This window comes from Pseudoxanthomonas broegbernensis, from assembly GCF_014202435.1.
In the GTDB taxonomy this organism is placed as follows: domain Bacteria; phylum Pseudomonadota; class Gammaproteobacteria; order Xanthomonadales; family Xanthomonadaceae; genus Pseudoxanthomonas; species Pseudoxanthomonas broegbernensis.
In genome coordinates, this window is record NZ_JACHGU010000006.1 from 25,839 (window position 1) to 43,399 (window position 17,561).

Sequence of the window (17,561 nt, forward strand, 5' to 3'; positions counted from 1 at the left end):
GGCACGGCGGCGTGCGCAGCCGCGGGGGCGTTCGCCCTGCCCCGCGGCGGCCTCCCCGGCACCGGCATGACCGTGCAGGTCCGCTGCCTGTCCTCGCTGGCGGCCATCGATCCGGCCGCCTGGGATGGACTGCACGACGGCCGCAATCCATTCCTGCGCCACGCCTTCCTCGAAGGGCTGGAGCGCTGCGGCTGCCTGCGCCCGGAATGGGGCTGGACGCCGCGCCACCTGACCCTGTGGCGGGATGGGCGCCTTGCGGCCGCCGCGCCCGGCTATCTCAAGGCCAACTCGCACGGCGAGTTCGTGTTCGACCACGCCTGGGCCGCGGCGCATGCGCGGCAGGGCCTGGACTACTACCCAAAGTGGCTGTTCGCCGTGCCCTACTCGCCGGTGACCGGCCCGCGGCTGCTGGCCGGCGACGAGCCTTCGCGGCGCGCGCTGCTGGCGGCGATGGTGCAGTGCCTGGGCGCGGATGGGCTGTCCTCGGCCCACGTCAATTTCCACGGCGCCGGGGAGGACGCGCTGTTCGGCCAGGACTGGCTGCCTCGCAGCGACGTGCAATACCACTGGCGCAACCCTGGCGGCTGGGCCGACTTCGATGCGTTCCTGGCGGCGATGGACCACAAGCACCGCAAGAACATCCGCCAGGAGCGGGCGAAGGTCCGGCGGGAAGGCATCCGCTTCCGGCGGGTGCATGGCGACGAGGCCTCGCCGGAGGATCTGGAGGCGATCCACCGCTTCTACCTGCGCACCTTCCGCGACTACGGCAACGCCCCGGCGCTTACCCTGGAATTCATCCGATATATTGCACGAAAAATGCCTCGCAATATATTGATTATATTGGCTATACATAACGACGAAGCGATCGCGGGCGCCTTCTGCCTGAGGGGCGAAGACACGCTCTACGGCCGCTACTGGGGCAGCGAGGCGGCCGTACCGGGGCTGCATTTCGAGACCTGTTACTACCAGGGCATCGAGTACTGCCTGGAACAGGGCCTGGACCGGTTCGAACCGGGCGCGCAGGGGGAGCACAAGCTGGCGCGCGGCTTCCTGCCCACGTTCGTGCGCAGCCGCCACTACCTCGCCCATCCGGGTTTCCGCGAAGCGCTGCGGGGCTGGTGCGAGGAGGAAACCCGCGCGGTGCGCCGCTACGCGGACACCCTCGCCGCGCACGGCCCGTTCCGGGCGCGGGATTGAACCCGGTCGGCCCGTCGGCAACCGCCGCGCCGCGCATACCTCGCCCGGCCGCGCCGCCGCCTGCACAATCGCGGGCATGAGCGCACGCCCGTTCCTGCTGCCGGACGATCCTTCCGTCCCCTTCCCGCCCGCCGCGCACGCGCTGCGCGAGCCGGACGGGCTGCTGGCGGTCGGCGGCGACCTGTCTGCGCCAAGGCTGCTGAACGCCTACCGGCACGGGATATTCCCCTGGTACTCGGAGGGCCAGCCGATCCTGTGGTGGAGCCCCGATCCCCGCCTGGTATTCCGCACCGATGCGGTGCGCCTGTCCCAGCGCTTCCGCCGCAGCCTGCGCCGCAGCGGCTGGCGGGTGCGGGCCGACACCGCCTTCGACGCCGTCATCGACGCATGCGCGGACAGCCCGCGCCCGGGCCAGTCGGGCACCTGGATCACCGGTGCGATGAAGGCGGCGTACGCGCGCCTGCACCGGCTGGGCCATGCCCATTCGGTGGAGGTGTGGGATGGACAGGGGCGACTGGCCGGCGGACTCTACGGCGTGGCCATCGGCCGCATGTTCTTCGGCGAGAGCATGTTCAGCGCGCGCCCCGGCGGTTCCAAGGCCGCCCTGGCGGCATTGGCCTGGCGCTTGCGCGAATGGGGCTGGCCGCTGCTGGACGCGCAGGTGGAAAACCCGCACCTGCTCTCGCTGGGAGGCGAACGCTGGCCACGCGCCCGCTTCCTGGAAGAGGTGGCGCGGCTTGCCGAGGCGCCGGGACGCGCGTGGAACTGGCGCGAGGAATTCGGCGAGCTGGCCGCCGCCTTGCTGGCCGGCCAGGGCCGGGGTTAACGCATTTTTGCTTTGTTGGCGGCATTCGCATAGAATTCCGGCCTTTCACGCCCCGAATAAGCGCAGATCCCAGCCGCATGTCGAAAGACGATTCCATCGAGTTCGAAGGCACTGTCGCCGAGACGCTGCCCAACACCACCTTCCGGGTTCGCTTGGAGAACGGGCACGAGATCATCGCCCACATCTCCGGACGCATGCGCAAGAACTACATCCGCATCCTCACCGGCGACAAGGTCAAGGTGGAGATGACGCCCTACGACCTGACCAAGGGCCGCATCACCTACCGCATGAAGTGAGTCCGCCCGGGGCCGTTCGGCCTCGGTGGCGGTTCGAAGAAAGGCGGCCGATCGGCCGCCTTTTGCATGTCCGCCGCCTTTCCCTCCCCGGTCAGACCGTGGCCGGCAGCAGCCGCTCCGGCTCGGACTGGGCCTCGACCACCAGTTCCCCATCGACCACGTCGATGTTGACCCGGCCGCCGTCGACCAGCTTGCCGAACAGCAGTTCGTCGGCCAGCGGGCGCTTGATCTTGTCCTGGATCACCCGCGCCATCGGGCGGGCGCCCATCAGCGGATCGAAGCCGTGCTGGGCCAGCCAGTCGCGGGCGGTCGGCGAGGCCGACAGGGCCACCTGCTTCTCGTTGAGCTGCATCTCCAGCTCGATCAGGAACTTGTCCACCACCCGCAGGATGTGGTCGAAGCCCAGCGGCTGGAACTGCACCACCGCGTCCAGGCGGTTGCGGAACTCCGGGCTGAAGCTCTTGCGGATGACCTCCATCGCGTCGGTGGAATGGTCCTGGCGGGTGAAGCCGATCGAGCGCCGCGCGGCCTGGGCCGCGCCGGCGTTGGTGGTCATCACGATCACCACGTTCTTGAAGTTGGCCTCGCGTCCGTTGGTGTCGGTCAGCACGCCGCGGTCCATGACCTGCAGCAGGATGTTGAAGATGTCCGGGTGCGCCTTCTCCACCTCGTCCAGCAGCAGCACGCAGTGGGGGGTCTTGACGATCTTCTCGGTGAGCAGGCCGCCCTGGTCGAAGCCGACGTAGCCCGGGGGCGCGCCGATCAGGCGCGACACCGAGTGCGACTCCATGTACTCGGACATGTCGAAGCGCACCAGTTCGATGCCCAGTTGCAGCGCCAGTTGCTTGGTCACCTCGGTCTTGCCCACGCCGGTGGGGCCGGCGAACAGGAAGTTGCCGATGGGCTTCTCCGGGTTGGCCAGACCGCTGCGCGCCAGCTTGATCGCCGAGGCCAGGGTTTCGATCGCCGGGTCCTGGCCGAAGATCACCATCTTCAGGTTGCGCTCCAGGTGCTGGAGCACGTCCTTGTCGGTGGCGCTGACCTGCTTGGCCGGGATCCGGGCCATCTTGGCGACGATGGTCTCGATTTCCTCCACGTCGATCAGCTCCTTGCGCGCGCCCTCCGGCAGCAGGCGCTGGCGGGCGCCGGCCTCGTCGATCACGTCGATGGCCTTGTCCGGCAGCAGGCGGTCGGCGATGTGCTTGACCGACAGGTCCACCGCGGCCTGGATGGCGTCGTCGGCGTAGGTCACGCCATGGTGCGATTCGTAGCGGGGCTTGAGGCCCTGCAGGATCTCGTAGGCCTCGCCCACCGTCGGCTCGACGATGTCGATCTTCTGGAAGCGGCGGGCCAGGGCGCGGTCCTTCTCGAAGATGCCGCGGTATTCCTGGAAGGTGGTCGAGCCGATGCAGCGCAGGTCGCCGGAGGCCAGCGCCGGCTTGATCAGGTTGGAGGCATCCATCGTGCCGCCGCTGGCCGAGCCGGCGCCGATGATGGTGTGGATCTCGTCGATGAACAGGATCGCGCCGGGGATCTTCTTGATCGCCGACAGCACGCCCTTCAGGCGCTTCTCGAAGTCGCCGCGGTACTTGGTCCCGGCCACCAGCGCGCCCAGGTCCAGCGAGTAGATCACCGCGTCGGACAGCACCTCGGGCACGTCGCCCTCGACGATGCGCTTGGCCAGGCCTTCGGCGATGGCGGTCTTGCCCACGCCGGCCTCGCCCACGTACAGCGGGTTGTTCTTGCGCCGCCGGCACAGGACCTGGATGGTGCGCTCGATCTCGTCGGCGCGGCCGACCAGCGGGTCGATCTTGCCGCCGCGGGCGCTGTCGTTGAGGTTGGTGGCGTATTCGGCCAGGGCATCGGTCTTGCCCTCGCCCTCGCCGCCCTCGGCCCGGCCTTCGCCGTCGCCGGAGGCCGACGGGCCGCTCTCGGAGGATTCGTCGCCGAGCTTGGCGATGCCGTGCGAGAGGTAGTTGACCACATCCAGCCGGGTCACGTCCTGCTGGGTCAGGAAGTAGACCGCGTGCGAGTCCTTCTCGCCGAAGATCGCCACCAGCACGTTGGCGCCGGTGACCTCCTTCTTGCCCGAGGACTGCACGTGATACACCGCCCGCTGCAGCACGCGCTGGAAGCCCAGGGTGGGCTGGGTGTCGCGGCCGTCGTCCTCGGCCAGGCGCGAGACCGAGGCTTCGATGGCCTGGTCCAGCTCGCCGCGCAGGCGGCTGGCGTCGGCGCCGCAGGCGCGCAGCACGGCCTGGGCGGAGGGATTGTCGAGCAGGGCCAGCAGCAGGTGCTCGACCGTCATGAATTCATGCCGTGCTTCGCGCGCGCGCTTGTAGCACTGGCCGATGGTCTGTTCGAGATCTTTGCTGAACATGGCGGACTCCGGCGGTTTGCCAACAATATGCGGCCTGACCACCGGAATTCCACATCCCCGGCGAAAGAAAGCGTTCAGGTAGGGATATGCCGGGCGGACCGGCTCTGCCGGCGCCAGCCGGCGGGGTCAGGCCTTCTCCATGGTGCACAACAGCGGATGCTGGTTCATCCGCGAGAATTCGTTGACCTGGGACACCTTGGATTCGGCCACTTCCCGCGTGAAGACGCCGCACACGCCGCGGCCTCGGGTATGCACGTGCAGCATCACCTGGGTGGCCCGCTCCAGGTCCAGGGCGAAGAACTGCTGGAGCACCGCGACCACGAAGTCCATGGGCGTGTAGTCGTCGTTGAGCAGCACCACCTGGTACATCGGCGGCGGGGCCACCGCCGGCTTGCCGGGATCGACCAGGGTGCCGTGTTCGTGTTCGTGGCGAGGGGTTCGGGGCATGGCGGCGATTATACGGACCGTGCGTGGATGGACGCGGTCGCAGACGGTGCCGGACAATGCGTCACCGCCCTTCCGGCCGCTTCCGAACCGATGTCCGATTCCCCCCGCCCCTGGCGCCCGCACGTGACCGTGGCCAGCCTGGTCGCCCGCGAGGGACGGCTGCTGCTGGTCGAGGAGCGGATCGCCGGCGAGCGGGTGCTGAACCAGCCGGCCGGGCACCTGGAGCCGGGCGAAAGCCTGGCCCAGGCCGCGGTGCGCGAGACCCTGGAGGAAACCGCCTGGCGCATCCGCGTGGAAGCCTTCGTCGGCGCCTACCAGTGGACCGCGCCGGGCGGCGGGCAGTACGTGCGCTTCGCCTTCGCCGGGCAGGCGCTGGAACACCACCCGGGCCGGCCGCTGGACACGGGCATCGAACGGGCCCTGTGGCTGACGCCGGACGAGTTGCAGGCCCAGTCCGCCCGCCATCGCAGCCCGCTGGTGTGGCAGGGGGTGGCCGACTGGCTTTCTGGGCGCCGCTACCCGCTCGACCTGGTGCGCAACCTGGGATGAGCGCAGGAGCGACCAATGCGCCGCGCACCGTCGTCGGCGTCTCCGGCGGGGTCGATTCCTCGGTCGCGGCCCTGCTGCTGGCCCAGGCGGGCGAGCCGCTGGCCGGGCTGTTCATGCAGAACTGGGACGACGACGGCAGCGGCCAGTGCCGGGCCGAGGAGGACCGCCGCGACGCGGTGGCGGTGTGCGGCCGGCTGGGCATGGCGTTCCATTTCCGCGACTTCTCCAGGGAATACTGGGCCGGCGTGTTCGAGCACTTCCTGGCCGAGTACGCGGCCGGGCGCACGCCCAACCCGGACGTGCTGTGCAACCGCGAGGTCAAGTTCAAGCACTTCCTCGACGCGGCCCGCGAACTGGGCGCCGAGCGCATCGCCACCGGCCACTACGCGCAGGTGGAGCGCGCCGGCGGCCGCTGGCGCCTGCTGCGCGGCGCCGACCGCGACAAGGACCAGAGCTACTTCCTGCACCAGCTCGGCCAGCGGCAACTGGCGGCCACCGTGTTCCCGATCGGGCACCTGCCCAAGGCGCAGGTGCGGCGGCTGGCGCGCGAGGCCGGCCTGCCGACCCATGCCAAGAAGGATTCCACCGGGATCTGCTTCATCGGCGAACGCGACTTCCGCAGCTTCCTCGGCCAATACCTGCCGGCACAGCCGGGCGAAATCCGCGATCCGCACGGGGTGAAGGTCGGCGAGCATCCGGGCGTGTTCTATTTCACCCTGGGCCAGCGCGAGGGCCTGAACATCGGCGGCGTGCGCGGCCGTGCCGCGGCCCCCTGGTACGTGGTCGCCAAGGACGTGGCCGGCAACGTGCTGTACGTGGACCAGGCGTGCGACAGTCCCTGGCTGCTCTCGCGCACGGTGCGCACCGAGGCGATGCACTGGGTGGAAGGCGGGCCGCCGGCGGCCGCGTTCGACGGCGCCGCGCAGGTGCGCTACCGGCAGCGCGAGGAACCCTGCCAGGTACAGGCGAACGCCGATGGAAGCCTGACGGTGCGTTTCGAGCGCGCGCAGCGCGCGGCCACGCCCGGCCAGTCGCTGGTGCTGTACGACGGCGACGCCTGCCTGGGCGGCGCGGTGATCGAGTCCACCGACGCGCCGGTGCCCGGGCGCTGAGCCGCAGGCCCGGCTGCGGGTGGCGCGTGCCGGGTAGAATGCGCGGCATGAATCCTCCCTACGACGACCGCGTGCTGGCGCTGGCCGGCCTGGCCCAGGCGCTGCGCCAGGTACGGCGCATCGCCGAGACCGGACAGAGCGAGACCGCCGCGGCCCGGCCAGTGCTGGACAGTGTGTTCCGCATCGATGCCGATTCCACCGCCGAGGTCTACGGCGGCGCGCGCGCACTGGCACCGGGCCTGCGCCTGCTGGCCAACCACCTGTCCAGCCGCGGCGACGACCCGCTGCTGCCGCGCCTGGCCCTGGCGACGGTGCAACTGGAACGCCGCTTCTCGGGCGAGCCGGAGATCGTGGCCGCGGTCGCCGCGGGCATCGCCGCGATCGCGCCGCAGGCCGAGGCCCTGGACAGTACCCATCCTGAAGTGCTGTCGGCGCTGGGCGCGCTGTACGCGGACACCATCAGCAACCTGCGGCCGCGGATCATGGTCCAGGGCAACCCGCACTACCTGGGCCAGCCCGGCGTGGTGTCGGAGATCCGCGCACTGCTGCTGGCGGCGGTGCGCTCGGCCCTGCTGTGGCGGCAAGTGGGCGGCAACCAGTGGCAGTTCCTGCTGGCACGGCGGGCGATGCTCGATTCGGTGGCGCGGCACCTGGACTGATCCAGCCTCGCCGCGGCCCTCGCGTTCGGCGCCGGCGTCGGTTTCCCGGCGCGCGCATCGATCGTCGCGCGGTCTTCACGCGGCCCGCTTCCATTAAAGGCCCCCGCCATGCGGCCGATACTGCGAACGAGGCTCCGCCGAGATCACCCATGGACTCCCGTTTGCTTATCCGCATGGCCGCACCGCTGGTGCTGACCCTTCTCACCCCCATCGCCGTGGGCTTCGATTGGCCGGCGCCGATGCGCTGGGCGATCCTGACCACCTTGACCCTGAGCTGGTTCGGCTTTGCCGCCTGGCTCCTGTTCCGCGGCCCGACCTCGCCTTCGCGTTCGCCGGAGCAGTTGCGGGTGGTCCGCGAGCAGGAACACCTGCTCGGCGAGCTGCGCACCTTCGTGGGCAAGGAGATCGACGGCTCGCGGCATGAAGTCGAGCGTGCCCGCGACCTGATCCGCCAGGCGGTGGCGGGCCTGGGCGGCAGCTTCGAGGAGATGAACCGCAAGTCGCGCCAGCAAAGCGGCGCGATGGCCCGGATCATCGCCGACCAGGACGGCGCCGGCGGCGTGGACGTGGCCCGCTTCGCCCAGCACGCCAGCTCGCGCATGGAGCAACTCGTGGAGGCGCTGGAGCAGGTATCCGGCCAGAGCACCACCACCGTGCAGCACATCGACCAGATGGCCCAGCACCTGGACGGCATCTTCGCCCTGCTGGAGGACGTCAAGTCGATCGCCGACCAGACCAACCTGCTGGCGTTGAACGCGGCCATCGAGGCCGCCCGCGCCGGCGAGGCCGGCCGCGGCTTCGCGGTGGTGGCCGACGAGGTGCGCAACCTGTCCGAGCGCTCGACCACCTTCAACGAGCAGATCCGCAAGCTGGCGCACAGCTCCAAGGACGCCATCGCCAAGGTCCGCGACACCGTCTCGCACATGGCCTCGCGCGACCTGGACCGCTCCCGCGAGGCGCGGGCCGAGGCGGCGCAGATGCTGCAGAACGTGGCCGCGATCAACAGCTCGCTGGGCGACGGCATGCGCGAGATCTCCGAGTGCGGCCGCGCCATCGACGGCTCCGTGGCCGAGGCGGTGCGCGCCCTGCAGTTCGAGGACATCGCCACGCAGGCCCTGGGCGGCGCCCACGTCCACCTGGACCGGCTGGATGCGATCAACCGCGAGGCCCTGGCCCTGCAGGAACTGCTCCACCGCAGCAACGGCGCCTGCGACGACGACATGCTGCGCGCCCTGCAACGGCTGGGCCAGCGCCTGAGCGAACTGCGCGGGGAATGGGAACATCCGCCGCACAAGCCGGTCACCCAGCAGACCATGGGCGCGGGCACGGTGGAACTGTTCTAGGCGGCATGGGCACGCTGGCCATGCCGTCCTTCCCGCTGCGAAGCGACCAGGACCCCGGTTCCGTACCGGGGTCCGTGCGTTCGTCCGCCGCAACGGCCGTCATGCACCAATGGCCGGCATCGCCGTGAGCCAGGGGCCTTCTTCCCCTGGACGCTTCACCGCCGGACCCATGCGCCGGACTCCGGTGCAGTCGCGGACCGCTTCCGCCCCCCTGCCCTGGGTGCTGAGGCGGATGGAGGAGATGGCCATCCAGGAGCTGGACGAGGCCGCACGCCTGGCCCCGCCCAGCACCCGACCCGACCCGCTGGACGCCTGCCTCGCGTGGGACATGGCCGGCCCGGTCCAGGCTGAAAGCGGCGCCGGGGGGAAGAGTCCCTCCGGAAGCGGCGCAGGCGATCCTCGCCACCCTGGCTGATACCGGCCTGCGCCGCGGGAGGGAGGGCGATGGGGCGCGGTACGCAGCGCCGGCCCCTGGCGGCATCTCCCGGACGGCAATGGCACCGACGACGCCCCCTTCGTGCCGCGTGTGGAAGCTGCGCGTTACGGCGTATCGCGGTGTCAGCGTACCTGCGCGTGCAGCGGGGTTTCGCCCAGCCAGGCCGGCGTGCCGGGAGCCTCGTTGGCCTGGCGCGCCAGCCACTGCGCCAGTTCGCGCGGCGGCAGCGGACGGGTATACACGTAGCCCTGGATTTCGTCGCAGCCCCAGGCCTTGAGCTGGGCCTGTTCCTCCGGGGTTTCCACGCCCTCGGCGACCACCCGCATGCCCAGTGCATGGCCCAGGTGGACGATGGCCTGGGTGACCTCGCCGGCATTGGTGTCGCTGAGCATGTCGGCGACGAAGCTGCGGTCGATCTTCAGCCGCTGCACGGGGAAGCGGTTGAGGTAGTGGAGGTTGGAGAAGCCGGTGCCGAAGTCGTCCACGGCCAGTTGCACGCCGTGGTTCTCGAACACCTGGAAGCAGTGCCGCAGGTTGTCGCTGTCCAGGATCAGGGCCGACTCGGTCAGTTCCAGTTCCAGCCGCGCCGGCGGCCAGCCGGCGCGCTGGCACAGGGCCACCACGCGGTCGGCGAAGCCGCGGTCGCGCAACTGCACGCCGGAGACGTTGACCGCGATGCGGCCGAACTGCAGCCCGGCCGCGTGCCAGGCCGCGGCCTGGCGGCAGGCTTCGGCGATCACCCACTCGCCGAGGCGGACGATCTCGCCGCATTGCTCGGCGATGGGGATGAACTCGCCCGGATGGCACGGGCCGCCCGGCCAATGCCAGCGCAGCAGGGCCTCGATCCCGGGCGGGTGGTCGCCCTTGACGCAGACCTGCGGCTGGTACACCAGGGCCAGTTCCTCGCGCTCCAGCGCGCCGCGCAGGGCATGCTCGATCTCCAGCCGGCGCCGGGTATGGCGATGGATCTCCTCGTTATGCAGTTGCCAGCCGTTGCGCCCGCGCTCGCGCGCCACGCGCAGGGCCGCATGCGCGGCGCGCAGCAGGTCGTCGAACCCCTCGCCGTCGTGGCCCAGCAGGGCAATGCCCACGCTCGCGCCGACCTTGAGGTGCTCGCTGCCGAAGGCCAGCGGCTCGGACAGCGCGGCGATCAGGCGGCGCGCGGCCTCCTCGGCCTCGGAGCCGTCGATCGGCCGGCGCAGCACGACCATGAACTCGTCCCCGCCCAGGCGGCCGAACAGGTCGCCCCCCTGCAGGGTGTGGTGCATGCGGCCGGCGGCCGCCTTGAGCATGGCGTCGCCGGCGGCATGGCCGAAGGAATCGTTGATGCTCTTGAAGCCGTCCAGGTCCACCAGCAGCAGCGCCAGCCCGGTCTCGCCACGGTCCTGGGCGGCGGCGATGGCCTCCTCGGCCTGGACCCGCAGCAGGAAGCGGTTGGGCAGGCCGGTGAGCAGGTCGTAGTGCGACAGCAGCTCGATCCGCTCACTGGTCTCCAGCTCGCGGCTGACGTCGCGGTACAGGGCCACGAAGCGCGGCGGCAGGCCGTCGCGGCAATCCAGCTCGACCAGCACCTGGACCCGCGCGCGGCGCCCGTTCTGGCGGTAGAAGCACAGTTCCAGTTGCTCCGGGGGGCCGCCCGCCGCCAGCCGCGCCAGCGCCGCCTCGAAGGTCTCGCGCGATTCGCGGGTGTACAGGGCCAGGGCGTCGTCCAGGGTCAGCGGGCCGTGCGGCAGGCCGTGCAGGCGGTAGCACTCGTCGGTCCATTGCACCCGGCGGGTCCCCGGCTCGATCTCGCAGCCGCCGATGTGGCCCAGCGAGGACACCCGGTCGAGCAGCTCGGTGCGCCAGCGCAGCAGCGCATCGGCGCGCCAGCGCGCGGTCACGTCCTGGACCTGGCCGAGCACGCGCACGATGTGCCCGTCCTCGTCCATCTGCGGCCGGCTCCAGGCCTGCAGGTGCAGCGGCTGGCCCTGCGCGTCGCGCAGTTCCAGGTCGAAGTTCAGCGGCTCGCCGTCGCGCCGCATCCGCCGCCAGGCGCGGCGCAGGGACGCGGCGGCCCCGCGCGGCAGGCGCCGCAGCCAGGCGCGGGCCGAGTCGTGGGCGCGCACGGGCTGCCCGAGCAGGCGATAGAGATCCTGCGGCCACCAGCCGGTGTCGGTGTACGGGTCCCACGACCACGACGCCATGCCGGCCAGCCGCTGGATTTCCTCCAGCAGCGCCTGCTGCCGCCGCAGCCGTTCCTCCAGTTGCTTCTGCTCGTCGACCGCAGTGTGGGTGCCGACCATGCGCAGCGGCCGGCCATCGGCCGACCAGGCGACCACCCGGCCGCTGTCGCGGACCCAGCGCCAGCCGCCATCGCGGTGGCGCACGCGGTGCTCGCAGGCGTAGGCGCCGACGCGCCCGTCCAGGTGGGCCTGGACACTGGCGCGCACGCGCTCGATATCGTCCGGGTGGACCAGCGCCAGGGCCGTTTCCAGGCCGTTTTCCGGCGCTTCCTCGGCGGTGTAGCCGAGCATGGCCAGCCAACTGTCCGAGCGGAAGATGCGGTTGGCGCCGATGTCCCAGTCCCACAGGCCGTGGCCGGCACTGTCCAGGGCCACCTGCCAGCGGCTGGAGCCGTCGGGGTCGGGAATGCTCAGGGTGTAAGCCAGCACCCCGCCCTCCGGCGCGCGCACGGCGCGCATCCATCCGTCGAGCCGGTGCTCCGGCCCGGGCAGGCTGCACGGCACGGTGCGCTGGACGTCCTCGGCCAGGGCCTGGCGCAGGTCCTGCAGGAGCTGGGCGTAGCGCAGCGCGGCCTGTGGCAGGCCGAGCGCCTGCGCAGCCGGATTGGCAGCCAACACCCGCCCGTCCCGGTCCAGGACCAGCAACGCGCTGTTGATCGGGTGTTGCATCAGGCTGGCGATCGCACCCGCATCCACGCCGTGCACTCCATAGCGGGGTCCGCCTGTCGGACCCGTCGTGTCGATAACGGCAAGCCGGGTCGAATATTGAGGGCGGATCGCGCACGCGGCGCTGCTATGCTTCCTGGCCTCCGTCTGGCAGGGGAGCGGGATGCAACGACAGGCCGGTTCCATGCCCCCGGCGCGGCCGGCCCCCGGCTTGCCGGGGCCGGGCGCGCACGCCCGGGCGATGACTTGGCGGATCCCGCTGATCTACTTGGTCGTGGGCGTGCTGTGGATCGTATTCAGCGACCGTGTCCTCGCCGCCCTCATCCCCGACCCGGCCGCCATCACCCACCTGCAGACCCTCAAGGGCGGCTTCTACATCGCCGCCACCGCGGGCCTGCTGTACCTGCTGCTGCGATCCCTGGTGGAGCGCATGTTGCGCTCGCAGCACGAGGCGCTGGATTCGGAATCGCGCTACCGCGAGCTGTTCGAGGCCAACCCCAACCCGATGTGGATCTACGAGCCGGCCTCGATGCGGATCGTCGACGCCAACCAGGCCGCCAGCGCGTTCCTGGGCTGGTCGCGTGGCGAATTGCGCGGCATGGAGATGTTCATGCTCTGGCCGCCTGAGGACCTGGAATGCTTCAAGGCCGGCGCCGAGGCCATCCGCCAGGCGCCCGGGCTGGCCTATGCCCGGATCGAGCGCCTGCGGGTCAGCGACGGCAGCTTCCGCGACGTCGAGCTGCGCAGCACCGACCTGACGCGCGGCGGCGGCGAGGACCGCGGACGGCTGATGGTGCTGTCCGACCGTACCAGCGAACTGCAGTCGCAACGCGCGCGCGAGCAGGCCATGGCGCGCCTGCAGGAGGCGCAGCGCCTGGCCCGGCTGGGCTCCTGGGAAATCGACCTGCCCGGCCGTCGCGGCCGCTTCTGCCCGATCCTGCTGCACCTGCTGGGCCACGGCATCGCCGACGACCGTCCGCGCGAGCTGGGCGACGTGCTGGTGGCGGCCGATGCGGCCAGCCAGGCACGGTTGGACCAGTTGCTGGACGAACTGGCGTGCGGGCAGTTGCAGAAGATGGACGTGCTGCTGCCGTTCCTGGGCGCGGGCGGCGGCGAGCGCCTGCTGCGGGTGCGGGCGCAGCGCATCGACGAGGACGGCCGCCGCACCCTGCGCGGCACCGTGCAGGACGTGACCGAGGAGCAGCAGACCCGGCGCCTGCTGGACGAACGCGAGCAGCAGTTCCGCGAACTGGTGCGGATCCTCCCCGACGGCGTGATGATCCTCGCCGGCGAGCGCGTGTTCTACGCCAACCCGGCCTGCGGCGGGTTGTTCGGCTGCCAGTCCGAGGCCTTGCTGGGCGAATCGCTCGCCCACCTGGTGGATCCGCCCGACCTGCCCGCGCTGCACGCCTGGCTGGAGGGCGGCGGCGCGCTGGAAAGCCCGCCGCGCATGCGCCGCGCCGACGGCAGCACGTTCCGCGCCGCGCTGTCGCGCGCGCAGGCGCGCTACGGCGGGCAGGCCTGCAAGCTGCTGCTGGTGCGCGACCTGAGCGAGCCGGAACGCATGCGCGATGCCCTGGCCGCCGGCAACGTGGAGCTGCAGGCCATGGCCCGGCGCCTGTTCTCGGTGCAGGAGGACGAGCGCCGCGCGATCTCGCGCGAGCTGCACGACGACATCGGCCAGGCGATCACCGCGATGAAGCTGTCCGCCCATGCGGCCATGGGCGAGGAGGACGGCGCCCGCCGCCGCGAGGACCTGGACGACATCGCCGCCACCGCCGACGCCACCCTGGACAAGCTGCGCAACCTGTCGATGCTGCTGCGCCCCCCGCAACTGGACGCGCTGGGCCTGGAAGCGGCGCTGCGCTGGCATGCCGGCGGGCTGTTCCGCAACTCGCCGGTGCGCCTGGAGATGGATATCCATGCGCTGCCGCGAAGGCCCGAGCGCGAGATCGAGCAGGCCTGTTTCCGCATCGCCCAGGAGGCGTTGACCAACGCCCTGCGCCACGCCGGCGCCGACGCCATCCGCCTGGCGCTGGAGGACGACGGCGACGAGGGCCTGTGCCTGAGCGTGGAGGACGACGGCCGCGGCTTCGACCCAGCCCGCGCCCGCGGCCTGGGCCTGGTGATCATGCGCGAGCGCGCGCAGAGCGCCGGCGGCCGCCTGCGCATGGGCACCGCCCCGGGCGGCGGCACCCGCATCCGGCTGCAACTGCCCTACGCGCCGCGACCGGCCGCCGACGGCCCGCACCGATGATGATGCATCCCCCCCTCGCCGATATCCCGCCGCGCCTGGGCGCGGGCAACCCCGAGCTGGCGGCCATGGTCGCCCAGGCCGCCGAAGGAGGTCCGCCGCTGATGGTGGTCCACCTGGACATCGACCACTTCGCCTCGGTCAACGAGAACATGAGCGTGGACGTGGGCGACCTGGCGCTGGACCTGCTGGCCTGCCGGCTGGCCGAGTCGCTGCAGGGGCGCGGGCGGATCTGGCGCCACGGCAGCGACGAGTTCGTGGCCGCGATCGTGCTGGCGCCGGGCATGCCTTCGCCCGAGGCGCTGGCCGAGGAACTGCTGCGCCAGACCGAATCCCCGTTGGGCGTGCTGCCCTACACCCTGTTCCTCACCGCCAAGGCCGGCATCAGCCTGTGCCCCCAGCACGCGCGCGCGCCCGACGCCCTGCTGCGCATGGCCGAGACCGCGGCGCGCCAGGCCAGCCACGGCGACGAGCGGATCCAGTTCTATGGCGGTGCGAGCCTGCAGAACGTCCACAACGAGAGCGTGATCGCCCGCCAGATCGTCGATGCGATCCCCAACGGCGAGCTGCGCCTGCGCTTCCAGCCGGAGATCAGCGCCCGCGACGGGCGCGTGGTCGGCATGGAGGTGCTGCTGCGCTGGCAGTCGCCCAGCCTGGGCCTGATGGTGCCCGAACGCTTCATGCCCATCGCCGAGCGGCTGGGCGTCATCGTGCAGATCGGCGACTGGGTGCTGGACAACGCCATCGCCCAGTTGCGGCTGTGGCGCGAGTCCGGTTTCGACGACCTGTTCGTGGCGGTCAACGTCTCCACCCTGCAACTGCTGCGGCCCGGCTTCACAGACGAGGTGCTGGAACGCCTGCGCAAGAGCGCGATCCCGCCCGAATGCCTGGTCCTGGAGATCAACGAGAGCGCGCTGGCCGCCAACGTCACCCCGGTCTACGAGGGGCTGGCCATGCTCCGGCGCGAGGGCGTGGGCCTGGCCCTGGACAACTTCGGCACCGGCGATTCCAGCCTCAGCGCGCTGGTGCGCTACCCGGTGGACATGCTGAAGATCGACCGCAGCTTCATCCGCAGCGCCCCGGCCGGCGAGCGCGAGACCGCGATCGTGCGCGCGATCATCGCCATGGGCCACCAGCTCAACATGAAGGTGATCGCCAACGGCGTGGAGAGCGAGGCCCAGTTGGGCTACCTGCGGCGCAGCGACTGCGACGTGTTCCAGGGCTACCTGTTCGGCGAGCCGATGCCGCCCGAGGCCGCGGGCATGGCCCTGCGCCGGCGCTACCTGCGCCCGGAGCTGTTCGCCACCAGCAAGCAGGACCTGACCCTGCTGCTGGTGGACGACGAGGAGAACGTGCTGCGCTCGCTGGTGCGCCTGTTCCGCCGCGACGGCTACCGCATCCTGGCCGCGGGCAACGTGCGCGACGCCTTCGACCTGCTGGCCACCAACGACGTGCAGGTGATCCTGTCCGACCAGCGCATGCAGGACATGAGCGGCACCGAGTTCCTGGGCCGGGTGAAGATGCTCTACCCGGACACGGTGCGCATGGTGCTGTCCGGCTACACCGACCTGGCCACGGTCACCGACGCGATCAACCGCGGCGCGATCTACCGCTTCCTGACCAAGCCCTGGAACGACGACGAGCTGCGCGAGCACATCCGCCAGGCCTTCCGCACCCACCAGGAGCGGCAGCCGATGCGCGGCGACGTGGTGGGCTGACGGCATCAGCCCGCGCAGGGCCTGCCGCCACGAAGCCTCTCGCAGCGGCTGAAGCGGTTTGCAACAGCCGAATGGCCGGTAATGGCCGGTCTCGCGCAGGTGGCGACTTGGCGAGTCGGCATTGCGCCGGCGACCCTTGGCCGCGGCGTCCCGGCACGATGCCGGCCCCCACGGCGAAAGTGCTACGGGCCGCGGGCGCTCAGGCGGCCGCCTTGGGCTGGCGTACCGGCAGCACGATGCGGAAGCGCGAGCCCTCGCCCAGGGTGCTGGCCACGTCGATCCGGCCATGATGCTTGGCCACGATGCCGTAGGAGATCGACAGGCCCAGCCCGGTGCCCTTGCCCACCGGCTTGGTGGTGAAGAACGGATCGAAGATCTTCTGCAGCGACTCGGCCGGGATGCCCGGGCCGCTGTCGGCGATCTCGATCCACACCTCGTCGCCCTCGTGCCCGGTGCTCAGGCGCACCCTGCCGCGCTCGCCGATGGCCTGGCCGGCGTTGATCAGGATGTTCATGAACACCTGGTTGAGCTCGGACGGCAGGCACTCCACCGGCGGCAGGGTGCCGTAGTCCTTTTCCAGGGTGGTGTTGTACTTGAGCTCGTTCCAGATGATGTTGAGGGTGGATTCCAGGCCGGCATGGACGTCGGCCAGCTTCCACGACTCGTCGCGCTCGGAGCGCGAGAAATCCTTCAGGTCGCGCACGATCCGGGTCACCCGCTCGATGCCCTCGCGCGACTCGGTCATCAACTGCGGCAGGTCGCGGCTGATGAAGTCGATGTCCAGGCGCGAGCGGGTCTGGTCGATCTCCGGCAGCATCGCCTTGGGGTCGGGCGAGCGCAGCGCGCGCTCGTAGGCGTCGATCAGGGCGAACAGGCTGTGCAGGTATTCCTGCAGGCTGCCCAGGTTGGAATGCACGTAGCCGATGGGATTGTTGATCTCGTGGGCCACGCCGGCGGCCAACTGGCCGATGGAGGCCAGCTTCTCGGCCTGCAGCAGCTTTTCCTGGGCGGCGGTCAGGCGCACGTTGAGCTCGGCGTGGCGGCGCAGCAGTTCCTGCTCGTAGGCGCGGATGCGCTGCAGGTCCTGCATCAGCACCAGGTAGTGGTCGCCTCCCTCCTCGGTGAAATACAGGTGGACCAGCAGCATCGAGCCCTGGCCGAAGGACAGGTGCCCGCCCCAGTGCCCCTGGCTGCGGGCCTGCGGCAAGGCGTCGCGCGGCACCAGCAGCTCGAGGGTGAGGCCGTGCTCCAGGTCGCGCGGATAGCAGGCCTTGCACATGGCGTGCGCGGCCGGGTTGGCGTACAGCAGCGTCCCGTCGGCGCCGTACAGCAGCACGCCTTCGAGCATGCGCGCGCGCAGAGCGTCGAGCGCCCCGGGGGAAAGCGTATGGATGTTTTCGGGGGGTGCGGTCACGGCGCTGGGGGATGGAAGCCTGGCCCGATTCTAGCTGCC

General features: G+C 70.9%; 13 protein-coding genes. 9 read left to right on the forward strand and 4 right to left on the reverse strand.

Features of this window, described 5'->3' with window-relative positions:
* The first annotated feature begins 66 nt into the window (after positions 1 to 66).
* From HNR76_RS12420 to infA, 3 genes are all read left to right on the forward strand, one after another.
* On the forward strand, positions 67 to 1,197 hold the full coding sequence (locus HNR76_RS12420) for a GNAT family N-acetyltransferase (RefSeq protein ID WP_162311619.1): 1,131 nt from the start codon (positions 67 to 69) through the stop codon (positions 1,195 to 1,197).
* 76 nt (positions 1,198 to 1,273) lie between these two features.
* On the forward strand, positions 1,274 to 2,023 hold the full coding sequence (aat, locus tag HNR76_RS12425; RefSeq protein ID WP_162311620.1) for a leucyl/phenylalanyl-tRNA--protein transferase: 750 nt from the start codon (positions 1,274 to 1,276) through the stop codon (positions 2,021 to 2,023).
* Positions 2,024 to 2,100: 77 nt separating this feature from the next.
* Entirely contained in the window at positions 2,101 to 2,319 is a 219-nt protein-coding gene (gene infA, locus HNR76_RS12430) for a translation initiation factor IF-1 (protein WP_162311621.1), read from the forward strand.
* A gap of 91 nt (positions 2,320 to 2,410) precedes the next feature.
* On the opposite strand, the gene clpA is transcribed toward infA, so the two are convergent.
* Positions 2,411 to 4,699, reverse strand: a complete 2,289-nt coding sequence (gene clpA, locus HNR76_RS12435) for an ATP-dependent Clp protease ATP-binding subunit ClpA (protein ID WP_162311622.1) — start codon at positions 4,697 to 4,699, stop codon at positions 2,411 to 2,413.
* Between the two features lie 126 nt (positions 4,700 to 4,825).
* On the reverse strand, positions 4,826 to 5,146 hold the full coding sequence (gene clpS / locus HNR76_RS12440; RefSeq protein WP_162311623.1) for an ATP-dependent Clp protease adapter ClpS: 321 nt from the start codon (positions 5,144 to 5,146) through the stop codon (positions 4,826 to 4,828).
* A 90-nt stretch (positions 5,147 to 5,236) separates the two neighbouring features.
* Between clpS and HNR76_RS12445 the strand changes: the two genes are divergently transcribed.
* The 4 genes from HNR76_RS12445 to HNR76_RS12460 all read left to right on the forward strand — a co-directional run bounded on the left by HNR76_RS12445 (position 5,237) and on the right by HNR76_RS12460 (position 8,809).
* A complete protein-coding gene (locus tag HNR76_RS12445) occupies positions 5,237 to 5,695 on the forward strand; it encodes an NUDIX hydrolase (protein WP_162311624.1) in 459 nt (152 codons plus the stop codon).
* Positions 5,692 to 6,807, forward strand: coding sequence for a tRNA 2-thiouridine(34) synthase MnmA (gene mnmA, locus HNR76_RS12450; protein ID WP_162311625.1), 1,116 nt, complete (start codon positions 5,692 to 5,694; stop codon positions 6,805 to 6,807). Before HNR76_RS12445 ends, mnmA begins: the two co-directional genes overlap by 4 nt.
* A gap of 47 nt (positions 6,808 to 6,854) precedes the next feature.
* A complete protein-coding gene (gene hflD, locus HNR76_RS12455) occupies positions 6,855 to 7,466 on the forward strand; it encodes a high frequency lysogenization protein HflD (RefSeq protein WP_162311626.1) in 612 nt (203 codons plus the stop codon).
* A gap of 149 nt (positions 7,467 to 7,615) precedes the next feature.
* Positions 7,616 to 8,809, forward strand: coding sequence for a methyl-accepting chemotaxis protein (locus tag HNR76_RS12460; RefSeq protein WP_162311627.1), 1,194 nt, complete (start codon positions 7,616 to 7,618; stop codon positions 8,807 to 8,809).
* A gap of 558 nt (positions 8,810 to 9,367) precedes the next feature.
* On the opposite strand, the gene HNR76_RS12465 is transcribed toward HNR76_RS12460, so the two are convergent.
* Positions 9,368 to 12,166 (reverse strand): bifunctional diguanylate cyclase/phosphodiesterase, encoded by a 2,799-nt coding sequence (locus HNR76_RS12465; protein WP_162311628.1) that lies wholly within the window; start codon positions 12,164 to 12,166, stop codon positions 9,368 to 9,370.
* 211 nt (positions 12,167 to 12,377) lie between these two features.
* On the opposite strand from HNR76_RS12465, the gene HNR76_RS12470 reads away from it, so the two are divergent.
* Positions 12,378 to 14,393, forward strand: a complete 2,016-nt coding sequence (locus HNR76_RS12470; protein ID WP_246429131.1) for a PAS domain S-box protein — start codon at positions 12,378 to 12,380, stop codon at positions 14,391 to 14,393.
* On the forward strand, positions 14,390 to 16,108 hold the full coding sequence (locus tag HNR76_RS12475; protein ID WP_425501813.1) for an EAL domain-containing protein: 1,719 nt from the start codon (positions 14,390 to 14,392) through the stop codon (positions 16,106 to 16,108). The genes HNR76_RS12470 and HNR76_RS12475 overlap by 4 nt, the downstream gene beginning before the upstream one ends.
* A gap of 199 nt (positions 16,109 to 16,307) precedes the next feature.
* Here HNR76_RS12475 and HNR76_RS12480 read toward each other — a convergent pair whose 3' ends face one another.
* Positions 16,308 to 17,456, reverse strand: coding sequence for an ATP-binding protein (locus tag HNR76_RS12480; protein ID WP_162311691.1), 1,149 nt, complete (start codon positions 17,454 to 17,456; stop codon positions 16,308 to 16,310).
* Between the last annotated feature and the right edge of the window lie 105 nt (positions 17,457 to 17,561).